This is a genomic window from Candidatus Clostridium helianthi (assembly GCF_045310795.1).
GTDB lineage: Bacteria > Bacillota > Clostridia > Clostridiales > Clostridiaceae > Clostridium > Clostridium helianthi.
Window position 1 is genome coordinate 58,117 of sequence record NZ_JBJIAB010000004.1, and the last position, 18,767, is coordinate 76,883.

Consider the following 18,767-nt stretch of genomic DNA (forward strand, 5'->3'; position numbering starts at 1 on the left):
ATAGAAATTTAGATATAAGTACATAAGATATTACAAAAGAAGATTTTAGGACTATATACCTTATATAATATAGATTAATGATGATAATGTTTAGTCATGTTAGTCTATATGTTATTTAGAAATAATATTTATATATCATTATGTGGCTTACTGATACAAATTTTTAACATGAGTTAAATCTAAAGAAGTGTAAGGAGAGATAATTATGACTAATAAACGTAAAGTCACTAAAAAGCAAATGGCATCATTAGGATTAAGAAAGACTGAAAATGGAGATTATGATTACATAAATCCAAATGATCCAAATTCAAAATATAAACCTGTAAGAAAAGAGCCAAATAAATAAGGCTCTTTTTTATTTTAATTAAATTTATTTAAATTCTATAAGCAGTATTGTCAGATTTCATAATAATAATACGAATTATATTATGAAAAGCAAAAAAACAACTGACAGAAGTTTTGCAGTACTTATTAAAACCAGGGTTTTAAATTTATTAAGAAGAGTAAACAAAAAATAGTTACTTTATGTAAAAGAAAATAACTATTGGGAGGGATTTTATAACTTGGAGAATAAACTAGTTGAAAAATTAGATGATTTAAACATTAGCGATACTGATTTGTTGCTATCTAAAGATATAAAGTTATCATTAGATGATATTACTATAAAGAGGATTGAAAAATTAGTTGGCAAAAAAGCTGGCTATTATAATTCAAATAATACGTTTAAAGAAAAGGTAAATTATATTTTAGGGGGAATTTATATGAAAAGAAAAATAGCTTTAGTACTATCTGTTGTAGCGTTTTCAAGTTTAGGGGGAGGCGTATATGCTCATGCAAAAACCACTCCTGTAGCATACGTTAGTGTGGATATTAATCCAAGTATTGAATTATCAGTAAATACATTTGATCAAGTTATTTCAGCAGAATCATATAATGAAGATGGTAAAAAAGTGTTGGAAGATACTAACCTAGTAAATAGCGATGTTGATGATGCAGTTAAGAATATTATTACAAATGCAGTTTCAGATGGATATATAAAGGAAGACGGTACATCGGCAGTTGAAATTACTACAGCTACGGATAAAGATAATGTGGCAACGAAGTTAGATGAATCTTTAAAACAAATTGCTGACAAATCATTAGAGGAAAATAACATAGAAGCAACAGTTGAAACTCAGAATGTTGCTCTTTCAAGAAGAGATGAAGCAAGAAAGTTAGGAATAACTCCAGGCAAACTAAACTTGATACAAAAACTACAGGAATTAGATCCAACTATAAATGTAGAAGATTATAAATCAAGTTCTGTAAAAGATATACAAAAGAAGACTAAAGAATTAAAGAAGATCAATAATAATGAAGAGACTACAGTTAAAGATGATGCAAATACTGGTGGAAACGTAGAAGATGATACTAATCAAGATGCAGCTTCAGAAGAGAAAATAAGCAATTCTTCTTCTAAATCAAATGGAAATGGAAGTATCAAGAAAGAAGAGAATAGTGATTCATCTAGCAAAAAAGAAGAAAATGCCACAGAAGTTGAAAAATCAAAAGATAATTCAGCTAAAACTCAAAAACAAAGTGATAACGGTAATTCAAACTCACAGAATGGTAATAAGGATAAAAATAAAAATAACTAAATAGTTTAAAATGAGTAGCTAATATAGAAAATAATAATAGCTACTCATTTTTGTATGTATGCGATAACAAATTTGAATTTATAACTCTATTAAATCAAGTGAAAGAGCAGAATAATAAATTTAATTTAAATATATATCAGCTAAATAGTATAAAAAATCATTATTGAAGAATCACTAGTAATAGCATTAATAGGATTTATCTATATATTTAATATATATTACATAGAACAGGAGAGAAAAGAAAATATAAGTATTTATCATTGATAATGTAAAAGTTAATATATTTTTTGAAATTTATTGTCAGATTTTATTTATGTATTACGAACTGTATAATATATAACGAAATTTTAGGGGAAGAAGGTGCGTTTTGATTTCGGATATTGAATTACTAAACCTTTTGGATACGAAACCGGAAATAGGCCTTAAGAAGCTGATGGATAACTATATGGCACTTATTTACACAATAATATTTAATAAACTTTCTGGAATGTATTCAAAAGAAGATATAGAAGAATGTGTAAGTGATGTGTTTTTTGAAGTATTTCATTATAAAAATAGAATTGATTTAGATAAGGGATCAATTAAAGCCTTTTTGGCAATTATAGCAAAAAGAAAAGCTATAGATATGTATAGAAAAAATAAAAATAATAATCATCTTCCAATAGATGATGTAGCCCAAGAATTACATAGTGTTGTAGATGATGCAGCACATTCGATTTTATTAAAAGAAAGCAATTCTGAGCTTATAAATGCTATAAAATCATTAGGAGAACCTGATAGCGAAATAATTATAAGAAAATATTACTTACATCAAAGCTCGAAAGACATTTCCAGTGATCTGGGTTTAAAAGTTAATACAATTGATAAAAAAGTCTCTAGATGTATGGAAAAATTAAAAAAATTATTGGGAGGTGGGAGATAAATTGGATGACAAATTATTTGAATTATTAGATGACTTAAACATTAGTGATACTGATTTATTATTGAATGAAAATATTAATCTATCTATGGACTTGTCTTCTAGAAAACGTATTGAAGAATCTGTAAAGAAAAAAACGGGATACTTAAGCAAGAAAGATACATTTAACAATAATATGAAAAATATTTTAGGGGGAACTTATATGAAGAGAAAAATAGCTTTAGCTGCATCAATTGCAGTAGCATTTAGTTTAGGAGGAGGAGTATATGCTTATGCTAAAACTCCGGTAGCATATGTCAGTCTGGATATTAATCCAAGTGTTGAATTAGGAGTAAACGCTTTTGATACAGTGGTATCTGCAGAAGCGTATAATAAAGATGGTGAAAAAGTTCTAGAAGGAACTAATCTGGTAAACACTAAAGTTGACAATGCAGTCAGTACAGTAATAACAAATGCCATATCAGATGGTTACATAAAGGAAGATAGTACAAATGTAACAACCTCTGCGGCAGTTGAAATTACAGTATCTACAGATAAGGATGGCTTAGCAGATAAATTAAATGAATCTTTAAAAGAAACTGCAGATGAAACATTAAAAGATAATGATTTAGAAGCAGAAGTCGAAACTGATAAAGTAGCGCTTGCAAGAAGAGATGAAGCAAGGCAACTTGGAATAACTCCAGGAAAATTAAATCTTATACAAAAGCTTCAAGCACTAGATCCAAGTATTAAGGTAGAGGATTATAAATTGATTTCGGTTAAGGAAATTCAAAAGAAAGCTAAAGAATTGAGAAAAATGACTAGAACTGATAATGATGCTGTTGATGTAGATAATTCTGTAGATACTAATACGAATGCTACAGATAGTAATACTAATACTGAAACAGATACTAACACAAGCAATAGCAATCAGGATGCTGATGTAACGTCTGAATCTACAGAAGATATTACATTTACACAATCATCAATAGGAGAACAAAAAACTAAAGAAGCTAAGACAGAAAAAAGTAATGACTCATGGAATGAGAAAAGTAATAATGGCAATTTGAAAAAAGAAGAAAATAGCAATGCAGGTATTAAGCAAGAAGAAAATGAAGATAAGAAATATAAAAAGTCTTCAAATGGATCTGAAAAAAGGGATGCTGAAACTCATGGAAATAGTAACTCATCAAAGTCAGAGAAAAGTAATAATGGCAATTCAGATTCCAAAGGTAAAGGAAATGATAAAAATAAATAGGCAGTAATTTAAACTGATACATTTTTTATAGAGATGGGATAATTTTAATACGTAAATTATCCTGTCTCTATAAACATTTTAAGAACTTTAAAATTCTAGAAAAATATTTTTCATAAATTTAATAACCTGAGTTCTAAATCTGTATAGGGGTATCATATATTTATTTAGTATTAACGGATACAATTGCAAGATAAATTTAAACTTATTTTGTGATTGTATTTGTTATTTCAACGTATTGAAAAATAAAAGGGAATTCAATTTTGAGTAGTAGGGGGATGAAAAATATATTTCCTTTGAAAGATGGACTTAATACGAGGATGTTTTATAAGTTATATATAAGCAAGCGTGTTTAATGTACTCATAGGAATAATTTGTTGTACAGTGTGAAGAGGATTGAATATATAAGGTTAAGGAGTAATTATTAAAGGGGAGAGTTTATATGGGAAAAAAATATGTAATGTTTGTTGATGAAAGGGGAATTAGAAGTTTAGATAAAAGCGGAAATTTCTCAATGGTAGGATTGATTTTTGAATATAATTACTGTATTGATTTAAAAAACAGTGAATGTGAATTAAAAAGAAAATTAAATGAATATAAGAAAGAAAGTTTTATGGAGAGTGATTCTAATATACCAATAGATAGCATAATATTGGAAGATAAAGTATACAGGAATTTTGACAAAGCCAGAATGAATGAGTTCGTAAGCAAACTACCAACATTAATTAGCAAATTAAGATTCAAAATAATTTCAAGCTCAATAAAACAGAATTTAAGTGAAACAGAGGATTCATATTCAATAGTGACAAAAAGACTTTTAAAGAAGTTCTATTCGTTTATTACTAAGAATGCTGGAGAATCAGGCGGGATAGTCATTGAAGCAAAAGTAGGAAATAGAAATTGTAGTATAATGCAAAATTTCTTTGATATATATAACAATAGAAATATTAATTTAAGTACACAAGATAACGTTCAGAATAAAATTAATACGTTTATTGTATCTGACAAGAATAATAAAATTTATGGTTCCGGAATAGAGATATTAAATATAATAACTAATGTATTTTTTAGAGTTTTAAATGGAAATAGAGAAATTAATGAGGAATTAATATCATACATAGAGTATGGTAACAGGGACAAGATATTTAGTGAGCTTAAACATAAGGTATACAACGATTTAGAAATAGGAATATCACGGACTCAATTACAAGCCATTTCGCACAACTATATTGAAGGTTTTAATAAAGAATTAAAATTACTAAAAGAGCAATTAAAACTTAAGGATAATAGAATAAAAGAAAAGGAAAAAGAAATTAGTGAACTTACCAGTGAGATTAAATTGTTATCTAAACAGTTAGAGAGAGTTTTAGTGAACAGAAAAATGATAATATAGTATCACGAATTTTCTTATATGTAGATATTGAATTTTGTTTGACAAAGCGATTACAATTTCAAAGAATTATTTATTCGCAATTATATAGTTATATGATAAGGTAGTATATTAGAATTTATAATAGAAACTTATTATATTAAATTAGGAAAGTTAAAATGCCTGAAAGAATCTTAAATGAAGCTTTTGGGCATTTTATTTTGTAAGAAGAATAAAGCAAAACATTAGAATTTTATAGATTTCCTCAATAAGTATTTTAAATTTCTTTAAATAAGGGAAGCATATAAAAAATAAGTTTTTTAGTAAAGAGGAATTTATGAATAAATTATCTTATGAAAATGAAGTGGAAGATTATTCTGAAAAATTTAAAGATTTCAAGATGAAATCTATCCAAGACAATGTAAATCTTGGTATAACGCTTTATGTACCTAAGGGTGAAATAAAGGGGATATTTCAAATCAGCCATGGTATGATGGAGCATAGAAAACGCTATATACGATTTATGGATTATTTAGGATCAAATGGTTATATTTCAATAGTACATGATCATATAGGGCATGGAGAAAGTGTTATTAAAAAAGATGATTATGGTTATTTTTATGATAATGGAGCTACCAATCTTATAGAAGATTTACATCAGATAACACTGTATATGAAGAAAAGATACAGGGAATATCCTTATTTTTTATTTGGATTTAGTATGGGATCACTAATTGCAAGAGCATATTTAAAAAAATATGATTATGAGTTAGATGGTCTTATACTATGCGGTTCACCAGTAAAGAATAAAGTCATCCCGTATATTAAAAAATTGTGTAAAATTATAGAGAAGATAAAGGGAGATCATTATAGGTCAATTTTTATACATAAAATACTTCGAGGAATAGGTGATAATGTTATAACGACCTCAGAAATAGAAAGAGATAAGTTTATGAATGATGAAGGCTGTGGATTTATTTTCACAATAAATGGATTTGAGAATTTATGTAACCTAATAAAAATTGACTATAGCAAAAAAGACTGGGCAAAAAGAAACTTAAATCTCCCAATTCTATCTATTGCGGGGGAAGAGGATATAGTTATTATAAGTAAAAAAAGATTTAATGAATTAACAATGTTTATGAAAGGAATGGGATATGAGAAAGTTTTTACTAAAATATATTCAGATAAATATCATGATCTTTTACATGAAGTAAATAAATTGCAGGTATATAAGGATATTTTAAATTGGATGGATAGAGTTAATGATGAAAAGAAAACTTGATTTTATCAAGCAGGATATTTCAATAGGTAGATTTATTGCAATGATAAATCTACATTTATTATACTAAGCCAAGAACCCAGTTAAAATAAAAGTTTAGAAACTCAATTGTAGTATATATAATTGCAAAGTAGTATTATTTGGGTTTATAATGCTGTTAAAGGATGTGTTAAATATGAAAAAAATAGTTTTTGGCGGAGGCTGCTTCTGGGGTGTAGAAAAATTTTTTTCTATGATACCAGGAGTATTAGAAACAGAAGTAGGATATGCAAATGGAAAAACAGAAAATCCAACATATGAAGAAGTTTGCAAAAATGATACAGATTTCGTTGAGGTATGCTACATAACATACGATGAAAAAATGGTTTCACTTGATGAATTATTAGATAAGTTTTGGAGTATCATTGATCCTACGACATTAAATAAACAAGCTGGAGATGTTGGTACTCAATATAGAAGTGGAATTTATTATATTGATGAATCTGATGCTGATACAATTAATAGAAGTAAGGAAAAGATTCAAGAAAAATGTGATGTTAAAGTTGTAACTGAGGTAAAACCGCTAAAGAAATATTACACAGCAGAAGAATATCACCAAGATTATTTAGAAAAAAATCCTACTGGTTATTGCCATATTAAATTTAACTAATATTAAATATTGATGAGTTAGCGTATTTATACTGGTAACTTATTAAAAACTATCTTAAGAATAGAAAACTATTTTAAGATAGTTTTTTTGTTTTTGGGGAAAACTCACTTGGAGATTTTTTAAACAGGTTTTTAAATGAACGTAGAAAACATGTATAATCATTAAATCCACATAGTAAATAAACTTTCGTAATTTGCTCACCACTGCTTATAAGGTCCTTTGCCATTAGTAATCTCTTTTGATTTACATAGTTGTGAAGAGTATATCCAGTTTCTTTTTTAAACTTATGCATAAGATAATATTTGCTAATATAGAACTTTTGAGATAAAGTCTCCGTAGAAAGATTTTCAGATAAATTATTATTTATATATTTCAGGATTTTTTCAATTTGTTTATCATATTTGAGAGATGCTTCATCATTTATATACATGTTGTTAAGATGCACTCTATTTAAGTATACAAGCAATTGAATAAATAATGAATTACTTAAAAGTTTACTACCGAAATCTTGTGAGTTAAAGGAAGTCATTAGTGAATCTATTATAAACTTAATGTTATCTTGTAATTTGCTATTAAGTCTAATAAGATTGAAACTTTTTTCATTCGCCAGTCTAAAACAAGTAGATAAATCACAATTTTCATAGTTGTGGTTTTCTATAAAATCAGAATTCGCCCAGATAATAATTCTTTCATAAATTTCAGAAGAATCAATAATAGGTTTATGAACATCATGATTATTTACAAGTAGAATGTCCCATGGTTTTAAGTTGTATGCTTTTCCTTCAATTAAATAAGTTACTTTTCCAGATAAAAAAATTATTATTTTATTAAAGTCGTGATAATGGAATTCAAATTCTTGATTTTTTTTATCTTTTAAATGAAATAATTGAAAATCATTGTTTAAGTAGCCTGATTTATTACTATTTTTATTCATAGTTGAAAACTCCCTTGAAATAACTTTAATTGTAACTGTATTAATTAAAAATATCAGATATAAATATATATTCAATTAACTCTAAGCTGTGTATATATAAATTTTAGTTTTATAGATAAACAATATACAACCTAGATTTATGCAATTATCAGCGAAAGTAGAAACATTGTTATTTCACATGCAACATATATATTAAAATCATAAAGCACTTTTTGCAGTATATCAAGCAATTTATGCACTATTTAATGCGAAAATGTTGTATATAATGAAAATATAAGAAGTTAAGTAATTCTTGGAGGAATAAAAATGAAGTTATACAATTTATTAAAAGATTTAGATTACGAAATAATTAGCGGAAGTGCTGATATAGATGCTAGTAGCGTTAGTTATGATTCTAGAAAAGTAAAAGGGGAATCGGTGTTTATCTGCATACAGGGGGCTAATGCAGATGGTCACGACTATATAAACGAAGCAATAAAAAGTGGCGCTTTAGCAATAGTGATACAGGAAGAAATTAAAATAAATAATGAAAATATAACTGTAGTAAAAGTTAGAAATACTAAGTTAGCTTTAGCAAGTATAGCTAACTTATTTTATAATGAACCTTCTAAAGAAATTAATTTAGTTGGAGTAACAGGTACCAACGGAAAGACTACCATTATACATTATATAAAAGATATATTAGAGGCGTATAAAAAAAGAACAGCTGTAATAGGAACTTTGGGATATGAATTTAACAAAGAAAAGGCAAGCATACAAAAGGTTAATCCTACAACACCTGAATCATTAGAATTACAAGGATTATTTAGGGAGTTTATTGATAAAGGTGCTGAAAATATTGTAATGGAAGTTACTTCATCTGCATTAGCAAAACAGAGAGTTGAGTATTGTGATTTTAATGTTGGAGTATTTACAAATCTATCTCAAGATCATCTTGAAGAACATGGAACGATGGAAAATTATAAGAATGAAAAGATAAAATTGTTTAAGAAATGTGAGCTAGGCGTTATAAATCTAGATGATGGAATAGCAGAAGAAATTATAGAAAAGGCCAATTGCAAGATTTTAACTTATGGAATAAATAAAGAGGCTGATATTAGAGCAACTGAGATTAGATATAGAAATGATTGCATAATATTCAAAATCAAATTTAGGGACATAAAATGGCGCTGGTGGTGTATTACAGATGTAAAAGTAAACATTCCTGGGAAAATAACTGTATATAATGTTTTGGCTGCTATAGGAGCTTGTATAGGTCTTGGTATGGATATGGGTGATATTATAAGCTGTTTATCTAATCTAAAGAATGTTCCAGGAAGACTAGAAATTGTGAAAAATAATTCTAATAAAAATGTAATAGTTGATTATGCACACACTCCTGATGCATTAGAAAGACTATTAATGATGGCGAGAGAGACTACTAAAGGCAAACTTATTACTGTATTTGGCTGTGGTGGAGATAGAGATAAGAGTAAGAGAAAAGTAATGGGAATGGCGGCAGGAATTTTATCAGATTATTGCATAATAACATCAGATAATCCAAGAACAGAAGATCCAATAAAAATAATTGAAGATATTGAAGAAGGAATGGAAGTTATAAATTCAACTTATGAGAAAATTGTTGATAGAAAGAAAGCTATTGAGAAAGGGCTAAAACTTTTAAAAGAGGATGATTTATTAATAATAGCAGGGAAAGGGCATGAAGACTATCAAATAATAGGTAAGGATAAAATATACTTTGATGATAGGGAAATTGTCAGGAAAGCTCTGGGATAGTGCGAGGATCTATAACTTAAATATCAAAATATTAGGGGGCGAGAAAATTGAAATTTTTAAAGAACTATAAATCATCATTTATTCTAGTGTTATCGATATTATTAGGCGGGGCAATAGGAATTATAATGGGAGATAAAGCTAAAATATTTGCACCACTAGGAAATTTGTTTTTAAACTTAATATTTACGATGTTAGTTCCTATAGTATTCTTTAGTATTGCTTCTGCGATAGCTAATATGGATAAATCAAAAAAGCTTGGAAGAATATTTATAATAACGTTAATTACATTTGGAATTACTGCAATTATTTCAGGCATAATAGGAGTAATTAGTTTTAAAATGTTTAATCCAGCAGTTGGATTGGATCCATCAATGTTTAATAATCTAATGACCACTAATAGTATAGATACACCTAAAAGTGTAGGAGTTTTAGAAAAGATTGTTTCGAGTATAAGCGTAGGTGATTTTTCTGAACTTTTATCCAGAAATAATTTGTTAGCACTAATATTATTTTCTATTTTAATAGGTTTTGGAACTATGTTGTCTAAGGAACAAGGCAAGGCTTTTGCGTCATTTTTAAGCAGTGGAGCTACAGTGACAATGAAAGTTGTAAATATAATTATGTATTATGCACCAATTGGACTTGGAGCTTATTTTGCAAATGTAATTGGACAATTAGGCGGACAAATATTAAGTGGGTATGCAAAAATATTTATACTATACTTGGTTGTCTCCATAATATACTTCTTTGTATTCTTCAGTATATATGCTTATATAGCAAGTAGAAAAGAAGGCGTGAAATTATTTTGGACAAATGCAGCAGAACCTTCAATAACTGCATTAGCAACATGCTCTAGTGCTGCGTGCATACCAGTAAATATAAAAGCAGCTAAAAATATGGGGGTATCAGATACCTTGGCTAATATAATAATGCCTCTAGGAGTTAACATTCATAAGGATGGTTCAGTAATTGGAGGAATATATAAAATAATGTTCTTGTTTGCTATATTTGGCCGAGACATAAATACTATTAGTTCATTACTTCCTATATTAGGAGCAGGGCTTCTTATTGGTGCAGTAGTTGGAGCAGTGCCAGGAGGTGGGGCGATTGGTGAAATGCTTATCTTAAGCATATTTGGATTTCCACAGGAGGCATTAGCCATAATGCTTGTAATAGCAACAATAATTGATGCGCCAGCTACATTATTAAATTCATCAGGAAATACTGTCTGTACAATGATAATATCGAAATTTATAGACAAAAAATAGGACTAAAAAATTTGCTAAGAATTAAATTAGAAGCTGGATAGCATATTCTTTACAAGGATTTTGTAAACAAAAATTTTGGTGGATAATAAACAATTTACATTCATATACGTTCTAAAAAGTCTATTTTATAGAAATTTAATTTAAACTATTAGCTATTATAAACTATATAATTTTAATAAAGAGCTTCAACCGCATTTTGGTTGAAGTTTTTTGAAATAATTTTTAATTAAGGCATATGAAAGAAAATAATAAGTCCAAAATGCTATGATTATTTTTCATCAGGTAAGGAAGTAGATTGGGCTCATAGCTAGCTATTAGGGCAATCTGATGACGCAGCATGGTGGAAAATAGGTGTGGCAGATGGATTTGTTATTTTTTGATTATGCCTAATGTAGTATAATCTATATAGTATCGAAATTAATGGAATTTATGGAGGAGTATGCAGAATGAAAAAAAGTTTTAACATAGATATATTTTTGGAAAAATATCCTCAGGCTAAAGAAATGATCTCTAAAAATAATATTAATATTGAAAATCTTAAGGAAATCTACGAAGACTACATAAATTATAAAACTTCCTATGAAAGCCAGGCTGCATTTATAGCAAACATTTTACGATCGCAGAGAATGGTGCATTCTGTTAAATCAAGGATTAAAGATCCTGAGAGATTAATAGAAAAAGTTATAAGAAAGACAGAAGATAGAAAAAATAAATACGGAGATGATTTTGAATTTACAGTAAATAATTATAGAAATGAAATAAATGATTTAATAGGGATTAGAGTTATACATATATTTAAAGACCAATGGCAGGGGATACATGATTTTATAATAAAAACTTGGAATGTAACTGAGATTACTGCAAATGTAAGAGAAGGAGATAATATAGATGTTTTTGACGATCCTATTATAGAGGTAAGGTCAAAAGCTTCTGGATATCGTTCAGTTCATTATTTAGTTGAATTTTATCCAATCAATGAGAAGGTAATAGCGGAGATACAAGTTAGAACAATTTTTGAGGAAGGATATGGGGAAATAGATCATAGGTTAAGATATTCCCATAATGAAATTCCGGAAATACTTAAGTCTAACCTAATGCTCTTTAATAGAATTGTAGGAAGTGCTGACGAAATGGCATCATTAATAAACAATTTAAGTAAAGAGTGGGGAGACAAAGAAGTTTATTATAAAACAATAATAAAAGATCAGGAAGCAGAAATTAATAGACTAAAAAGTAAAATGACATGGATTGACGTAGAAAAAGATTCTTAATGTTAATTTTAAGAAGTTAAATCTGAGGATACAAAATATTATAACTAAAAATGGAGGAGTTTGAAGTGAAGACGATTGGATTTATAGGTGTAGGTGTAATGGGAAAATCTATGGTTAGAAACCTAATGAAGAAAGGATATGAGGTATCTATTTATACAAGGACAAAAGAAAAAGTTCTTGATGTTATAAATGAAGGTGCTAAATGGTGCGACGATGTTAAAAGTTGTGCAAATAATAAAGACGTCATAATAACAATTGTAGGCTATCCTAAAGATGTAGAAGAAGTTTATTTTGGGGAAAATGGTATTTTAGAGAATGCTGAAAAAGAGTCTTGTATAATTGACATGACTACTACAAGTCCGAAGCTTTCTATAAAAATTTATAATGAGGCCCAAAAGAGAGGAATATATGCTTTGGATGCACCAGTATCAGGAGGAGATGTAGGAGCAAAGAATGCCACATTATCTATAATGGTTGGTGGAGATTTAGAAGTTTTTGAAAAACATAAAGATGTTTTATCTGCACTTGGAACTAATATAATTTATGAAGGAAAAGCTGGGAATGGACAGCATACTAAAATGGCAAATCAGATAGCTTTAGCTGGTGCGATAGCTGGAGTATGCGAAGCAATTACGTATGCAAAAGGAGCAGGATTAGATGTTCAGACCATGCTTGATAGTATAAGTGAAGGTGCAGCTGGAAGTTGGCAAATGAAAAATATGGCTCCTCGTATGCTAAAAGGAGATTTTGACCCTGGTTTTTATATAAAGCATTTTATTAAGGATATGAATTTAGCAATAGAAGAGTCTACGGATAATTCCATAAATTTAGGTGTATTAAATGAAGTGCTAAAAATGTATAAAACATTAGATAACGATAATTTGGGTGATCTAGGAACTCAAGGTCTTATTAAATATTACGAAAAGTATAGCAAAAATTAATACTAAGAAATTATCCCTTAATAATTTTCTCTCTCTATCAGAAGCAGTAAGTAAGAACTTCTTATTTACTGCTTCATTTTATATATTTAAAAAAATACTATGCAGGGATTATTTTTTTGTTATAATAAAACATGTATATTACATAGTAAGTTTATAAGATAATAAGGGAAGAATATATTTTAAATGGATCTTTAGACGTTTATAAACTTGAAAGGAAGAAGACTTATATGGAAGTTTATTTTGATAATAGTTCAACAACAAAGCCGCTTGGTGAGGTAATAGATGAAGTGAGTTTTGGTATGAAGGAATTTTACGGAAATCCGTCTTCCTTACATAATTTAGGGTTGAAAAGTGAAAGAAAACTTAAAGAATGCAGAGGAATATTAGCTAAAACTATAAACGCAAGTGAAAATGAAATACATTTTACTTCGGGTGGAAGTGAAGGAAATAATTTAGTTCTAAAGGGGCTTTTGAAAAGCGGAACTCATCTTATTACAACTCCTTTTGAACATGCTTCTATTTTGAATACTATAAAGAAATTAGAAGAAAATAATATTAAAGTAACATTTTTAGAGATAAATGAAGATGGTAAGATTAACTTAGAACAGCTAAAAAAAGCCATAACTAAGGAAACAGTATTGGTTTCAATAATGCATGTAAATAATGAAGTTGGAGTAATTCAAGATTTAAAAGAAATAGGAGACATAATAAGAGCAAGCAGCAATAGAACTAAATTTCATGTTGATGCAGTTCAAAGCTATGGTAAATTACCTATAGATGTAAAGAAGATGAATATAGATTTTCTAACAGTAAGTGCTCATAAATTTCATGGACCTAAAGGTGTAGGGTTTATATATATAAAAAATACTAGTTCTTTATCACCGTTGATAGAAGGTGGATCTCAGGAGTTTGGAATAAGAGCGGGTACACAAAATATACCTGGAATTATGGGAATGGCTTTAGCTTCTAAGATTTCAAATGATAAAATGAAAGAAAATTACGAAAAGGTATTTCAGATAAAGAAAAAATTCGTGGATAAATTAAGTAACATCGATAATATAAAGATAAACAGTCCATTAAATAGTGATTTTTCACCTTATATATTGAATGTTTCTTTCAGAGGTGTAAGAGGCGAAGTATTACTTCATTATTTAGAGGAATCAGGAATATATGTGTCTACAGGATCAGCGTGTTCTTCTAAAGAAAGAGAGAGAATTGGTGGCAGTTATGTATTAAAATCTTTAGGATTAACTAAGGATGAAATATCAGGAGGAATTAGATTTTCTTTTTCGGATGACAATGATGAATCAGAGATAGATTATGTAGTAGACATTTTAGAAAAAGGACTTAAATTTTTAAGGAGGATAAAAAAATAATGAGAGAACTTATTTTAGTAAAGTATGCACCAGAAATATTTTTAAAGGGGTTAAACAGAGGTAAATTTGAAAGAAAATTAAGAGATAATATAGCTAAAAAGCTTGAGGGTATAAAAGCTGAATTTATACACGACAGTGGAAGATATTTTATAAAAACTGATGAAATAGAAGAAAGTATTAATAGGATCAGTAAAGTTTTTGGGATACTTGAAGTATGTTTAGTTAGAGAAGTCGACATAGATTTTAATAGTATACAAGAGGTTGCGTTAGAAAAGGTTAGACAATCAGAAGGAAATACTTTTAAGATTAATACAAATAGAGCTAATAAAAAATTTGAATTGAATTCTATGGAAGTTTCAAGGAAAGTAGGAGCATATGTTCTTACTAATTTGGACGGAGAAATAAATGTTGATGTTAAAAATCCAGATATTTTAATAAATATTGAAATAAGAAATAATTATGCTTATGTTTGGGCAAATACTGATATAACAAAGGGAGCAGCAGGTCTTCCGTATGGAATGAATGGTAGCACAATGTTAATGTTATCTGGTGGTATCGATTCGCCAGTAGCAGGATATATGATGGCTAAAAGAGGTGTTGAAGTAAGTTGTGTTTATTATCATAGTCACCCATATACATCGGAAAGAGCAAAGGATAAAGTTAAAGATTTAGCAAAAATTTTAGCTCAATATACAGAAAAAATTAATTTGTACATAGTTCCTTTTACCGATATACAAATGGAAATTATAAATAAATGTAGAGAAGATGAACTTACAATAATAATGAGAAGATTTATGATGAGGATAGCATGTAAACTTGCAGATAAGTATGGAATAAATTCAGTAAGTACAGGAGAAAGCATAGGTCAAGTTGCAAGTCAGACCATGGATGGTCTTATTGTAAGTGATAATTGTGCAGATAGACCATCATTTAGGCCATTAATTGCAATGGATAAAACAGATATAATGGAAATAGCAAGAAAAATAGGAACATATGAGACTTCAATTTTACCTTATGAGGACTGTTGTACAATATTTGTTCCAAAGCATCCGAAGACAAATCCAAAGCTTGATGCAATAATAAAAGAAGAAGAAAAATTAAATGTGGATGAATTAGTACAAAAATCAATTGAAAATATTGAAGTTGTAACATTTTAAAAAAATACCTCAGGTTTATTTTACCTGAGGTATTTTTTTTATATACTTTAAATGCTATTCTAAGTTTCATTTGTTATTTGTTCTTTGGAGCTATGGTCAAAAATATATTTATCAACGCTAAACAAGCCTACTGAAATAATTAATATTACTACAGCAAACCAAATTGATTTACCGCCAACGTGTAAAGTTAAGATTCCGCCTAAATAAGCTCCAACAATAAAGAAAAATATTATAACTAAGTAGCGGATACTTTTGAAAGCAAGTTTTTTATCTTTTTCTATAAATGCTTTATAAGCAGCTTGAGATGCAGAACGCAAATTACCTGTGCACATAGCCGTACTATATGGAGAGTCAATCAGTTTTCCAAAAGATGCGATTTGAACTGATGACACAAATGAAATTGGAACTGTTACAAATATGTGTGGTACTGTAGTTGGTATAAATCCTATAATAAAAAGTACAATAATTTCACTGATTAGAATTATACGTTCTGCATTCGTAGCAAAAGTCATTGATGGAACTTTAATATCTTTTATCCTTTCGGTAAATATCACCCCGAGCACGAATGCTAAAATAGGTAGTAAAGCTGTAATTGCTTGGACAGAATTTCTCTTCGTAAGAGCTATTCCAAGTAAAACAAGGTTACCAGTTTGAGCATTAGCAAAAACTTCACCTCTGCAGACAAAGGTGTAAGCATCTAAGAAACCTCCAACAATTGCAAGGAGAATACCAAGACGTACTGATTCAGAAGTTTTGGTATGGATGTGCATTTTTTTTATTGCGTTTATGTGTATATCTTTAGTAATCAATGTAAAAAGTCTCCTTTCAATATATTTCCAGTATTAAAAATACTTTTACAAATAAACTATTATATTATAACACTAATTTCTATATAGTTAAAATTAAGGATATAAGAATATTTAACATATAACTTATAAATAGTTATAAACGCATAAAAGCTTTTGAAATTATTGACATGGTAGAAAAAATAAGTTATCATAAATTAAATGATAATTTAGCGCGCTAAACTGATAAAATGATAAAATGATATAGAGGTTAAGCAATAAGAATAGGTGGGGTGGAAAATGAATAAGAAGAATATACTTCCAGAAGGAACAAGGGATTTAGTATTAGATGAATGTGCAGTAAAACGTATTTTAGAAAAAGACATTGATAAACTTTTTGAAAAATGGGGATATAAAGAAGTTATAACACCGACGCTGGAGTTTTATGAAACTTTCAACTATAATTCACAAACTCTAAGAGAAGAAGATATGTACAAGTTCTTCGATAATAGGGGTCGTATATTAATTTTGAGGCCAGATATGACAATTCCAATAGCAAGAGTTGTGGAAACTAAGCTCAAAGATGTAGAATTACCAATAAAGCTTAGGTATACCTCAAATGTTTTTAGAGTTCACGCAAGTCTTGGAGGAAAGAGGAATGAATATACAGATTGCGGTGTTGAATTTATAGGACTTGAAGATGAAAAATCTGATTTAGAAATATTAGTATTGGCATTAGAAGCTTTGAAGAAATTAGGATTAAATGATTTTAAGCTTGAAATAGGAAATATCGGTTTTTTTAATGGGGCATTCAAAAATTTAGAAATAAAGCAGGAATATAAAGAGGCCATTGCGCAGTTTATAGAAGATAAAAATATGAAAAGTTTGGAGGATTATTTAGAGGATTTAGATATAAAGGAAGAGTATAAGGCATTTTTTAATAAGTTGCCTTGGATGTTTGGGGATAAACAGATCTTGGAAGAGGCTAAAAAATTAGCATTTAATGAAGAGATAAGAAAAAATCTTGATTATTTAGAGGCGCTATACTATGAATTAGATTTGTTGGGCTATGGTAAAAATGTGACGTTTGATTTAGGGATGGTTCCGAGACTGAATTATTACACAGGAATTATTTTTAGAGGTTATGGAGAAGGTGTTGGCAATACATTGTTGAGAGGTGGGCGATATGATAATTTAATTGAGCTCTCAAAAAAATGTGTTCCAGCAGTAGGATTTTCGATAGATATTGATGCTGTGATTCCAACTGTAAAGTTCAATAAAATAGCAAGTGAAAAGGAAAATATATATAAGATATACTATAATAAAAATGCTAGAATTGAAGCTATTAAAAAAAGTGAAGAGTTTAGAAATCAAGGGTATATTGTTGATTTATTACCAAATGAAGATGTAAAAGAAATAAAAGTAGTTAAGGGTGGGGAATATTAAAAATGAGCATAAGCATAGCATTAACAAAGGGAAGATTAGAAGAAGAAACCATAAAAATCTTAGATAAGGCTAAATTCGATCCTTCAGAATTAAAAAATAAAGGTAGAAAACTTGTGTTTAAAGATAAAACGCAGGATATAAATTATTTTTTGGTAAAGGCAGCAGACTCAATAACTTATGTTGAACATGGAGTAGCTGATCTTGGAGTTGTTGGAAAAGATACTATTTTGGAAAGTGATAATAATTGCTATGAAGTTTTGGATTTAGGATTTGGAAAGTGTGGATTTATAGTAGCATCATTACCAGAAAGTGATATTTTCAAAAAGGTTGGTCATATAAAAATAGGAAGTAAATATCCAAAAGTTGCAAAAGATTATTTTAAAAAGAAAGGGATGGATGTAGAAGTTATAAAAATAGAGGGATCAGTAGAACTTGCACCAATATTAGGCCTATGCGATGGAATTGTGGATATCATGGAAACCGGAACAACTTTAAAGGAAAATGGTTTAGTTGTTATAGATAGGATTTGTGAAATAAGTGCTAGATTGATAGTGAATAAAGCTAGTTTTAAAATGAAGCAGAATGAAATATGGGATTTTATAGATAGGATTAAGAAAGTGATTGATAATTGACAAAATTCGTGAGATGTTGATAAAATTGATTATGATATCTTGAGTAATTAATAAAAAATAATAAATAAAATTTAAAGAGTATTTTTTGTTG

17 protein-coding genes are annotated in these 18,767 nt (G+C 28.6%); 15 read left to right on the forward strand and 2 right to left on the reverse strand.

Features of this window, described 5'->3' with window-relative positions; translation table 11 throughout:
• Positions 1-205: 205 nt before the first annotated feature.
• The 7 genes from ACJDTP_RS04575 (at position 206) to msrA (ending at position 7,090) form a co-directional block, all read left to right on the forward strand.
• Positions 206-346 (forward strand): hypothetical protein, encoded by a 141-nt coding sequence (locus ACJDTP_RS04575; RefSeq protein ID WP_011968634.1) that lies wholly within the window; start codon positions 206-208, stop codon positions 344-346.
• 217 nt (positions 347-563) lie between these two features.
• A complete protein-coding gene (locus ACJDTP_RS04580) occupies positions 564-1,637 on the forward strand; it encodes an anti-sigma-I factor RsgI family protein (protein WP_077869743.1) in 1,074 nt (357 codons plus the stop codon).
• A 367-nt stretch (positions 1,638-2,004) separates the two neighbouring features.
• Positions 2,005-2,559, forward strand: a complete 555-nt coding sequence (locus ACJDTP_RS04585; protein ID WP_077837974.1) for a sigma-70 family RNA polymerase sigma factor — start codon at positions 2,005-2,007, stop codon at positions 2,557-2,559.
• 1 nt (position 2,560) lies between these two features.
• On the forward strand, positions 2,561-3,793 hold the full coding sequence (locus tag ACJDTP_RS04590; protein WP_406760617.1) for an anti-sigma-I factor RsgI family protein: 1,233 nt from the start codon (positions 2,561-2,563) through the stop codon (positions 3,791-3,793).
• A gap of 439 nt (positions 3,794-4,232) precedes the next feature.
• Entirely contained in the window at positions 4,233-5,183 is a 951-nt protein-coding gene (locus ACJDTP_RS04595; RefSeq protein WP_406760618.1) for a DUF3800 domain-containing protein, read from the forward strand.
• A 313-nt stretch (positions 5,184-5,496) separates the two neighbouring features.
• Positions 5,497-6,444, forward strand: coding sequence for an alpha/beta hydrolase (locus tag ACJDTP_RS04600; RefSeq protein WP_406760619.1), 948 nt, complete (start codon positions 5,497-5,499; stop codon positions 6,442-6,444).
• Positions 6,445-6,616: 172 nt separating this feature from the next.
• Positions 6,617-7,090, forward strand: coding sequence for a peptide-methionine (S)-S-oxide reductase MsrA (gene msrA / locus ACJDTP_RS04605; RefSeq protein WP_406760620.1), 474 nt, complete (start codon positions 6,617-6,619; stop codon positions 7,088-7,090).
• A 73-nt stretch (positions 7,091-7,163) separates the two neighbouring features.
• On the opposite strand, the gene ACJDTP_RS04610 is transcribed toward msrA, so the two are convergent.
• A complete protein-coding gene (locus ACJDTP_RS04610; RefSeq protein ID WP_077837969.1) occupies positions 7,164-8,024 on the reverse strand; it encodes an AraC family transcriptional regulator in 861 nt (286 codons plus the stop codon).
• A gap of 306 nt (positions 8,025-8,330) precedes the next feature.
• Between ACJDTP_RS04610 and ACJDTP_RS04615 the strand changes: the two genes are divergently transcribed.
• From ACJDTP_RS04615 to thiI, 6 genes are all read left to right on the forward strand, one after another.
• Positions 8,331-9,800: a UDP-N-acetylmuramoyl-L-alanyl-D-glutamate--2,6-diaminopimelate ligase gene (locus tag ACJDTP_RS04615; protein WP_406760621.1), complete on the forward strand. Its 1,470-nt coding sequence runs from the start codon at positions 8,331-8,333 to the stop codon at positions 9,798-9,800.
• A gap of 47 nt (positions 9,801-9,847) precedes the next feature.
• Positions 9,848-11,068, forward strand: a complete 1,221-nt coding sequence (locus ACJDTP_RS04620) for a dicarboxylate/amino acid:cation symporter (RefSeq protein WP_173711092.1) — start codon at positions 9,848-9,850, stop codon at positions 11,066-11,068.
• A 446-nt stretch (positions 11,069-11,514) separates the two neighbouring features.
• A complete protein-coding gene (locus ACJDTP_RS04625; RefSeq protein WP_077843480.1) occupies positions 11,515-12,339 on the forward strand; it encodes a RelA/SpoT domain-containing protein in 825 nt (274 codons plus the stop codon).
• Between the two features lie 50 nt (positions 12,340-12,389).
• Entirely contained in the window at positions 12,390-13,280 is an 891-nt protein-coding gene (locus ACJDTP_RS04630; protein ID WP_406760622.1) for an NAD(P)-dependent oxidoreductase, read from the forward strand.
• Positions 13,281-13,507: 227 nt separating this feature from the next.
• Positions 13,508-14,656 (forward strand): cysteine desulfurase family protein, encoded by a 1,149-nt coding sequence (locus ACJDTP_RS04635; protein WP_406760623.1) that lies wholly within the window; start codon positions 13,508-13,510, stop codon positions 14,654-14,656.
• Positions 14,656-15,813, forward strand: a complete 1,158-nt coding sequence (thiI, locus tag ACJDTP_RS04640; protein ID WP_077837964.1) for a tRNA uracil 4-sulfurtransferase ThiI — start codon at positions 14,656-14,658, stop codon at positions 15,811-15,813. Before ACJDTP_RS04635 ends, thiI begins: the two co-directional genes overlap by 1 nt.
• A gap of 59 nt (positions 15,814-15,872) precedes the next feature.
• On the opposite strand, the gene ACJDTP_RS04645 is transcribed toward thiI, so the two are convergent.
• Positions 15,873-16,622: a YoaK family protein gene (locus tag ACJDTP_RS04645; RefSeq protein WP_406760624.1), complete on the reverse strand. Its 750-nt coding sequence runs from the start codon at positions 16,620-16,622 to the stop codon at positions 15,873-15,875.
• A 276-nt stretch (positions 16,623-16,898) separates the two neighbouring features.
• On the opposite strand from ACJDTP_RS04645, the gene hisZ reads away from it, so the two are divergent.
• Entirely contained in the window at positions 16,899-18,044 is a 1,146-nt protein-coding gene (hisZ, locus tag ACJDTP_RS04650) for an ATP phosphoribosyltransferase regulatory subunit (protein ID WP_103697683.1), read from the forward strand.
• A 2-nt stretch (positions 18,045-18,046) separates the two neighbouring features.
• Positions 18,047-18,676 (forward strand): ATP phosphoribosyltransferase, encoded by a 630-nt coding sequence (gene hisG, locus ACJDTP_RS04655; RefSeq protein ID WP_077837961.1) that lies wholly within the window; start codon positions 18,047-18,049, stop codon positions 18,674-18,676.
• The last annotated feature ends 91 nt before the right edge of the window (positions 18,677-18,767 follow it).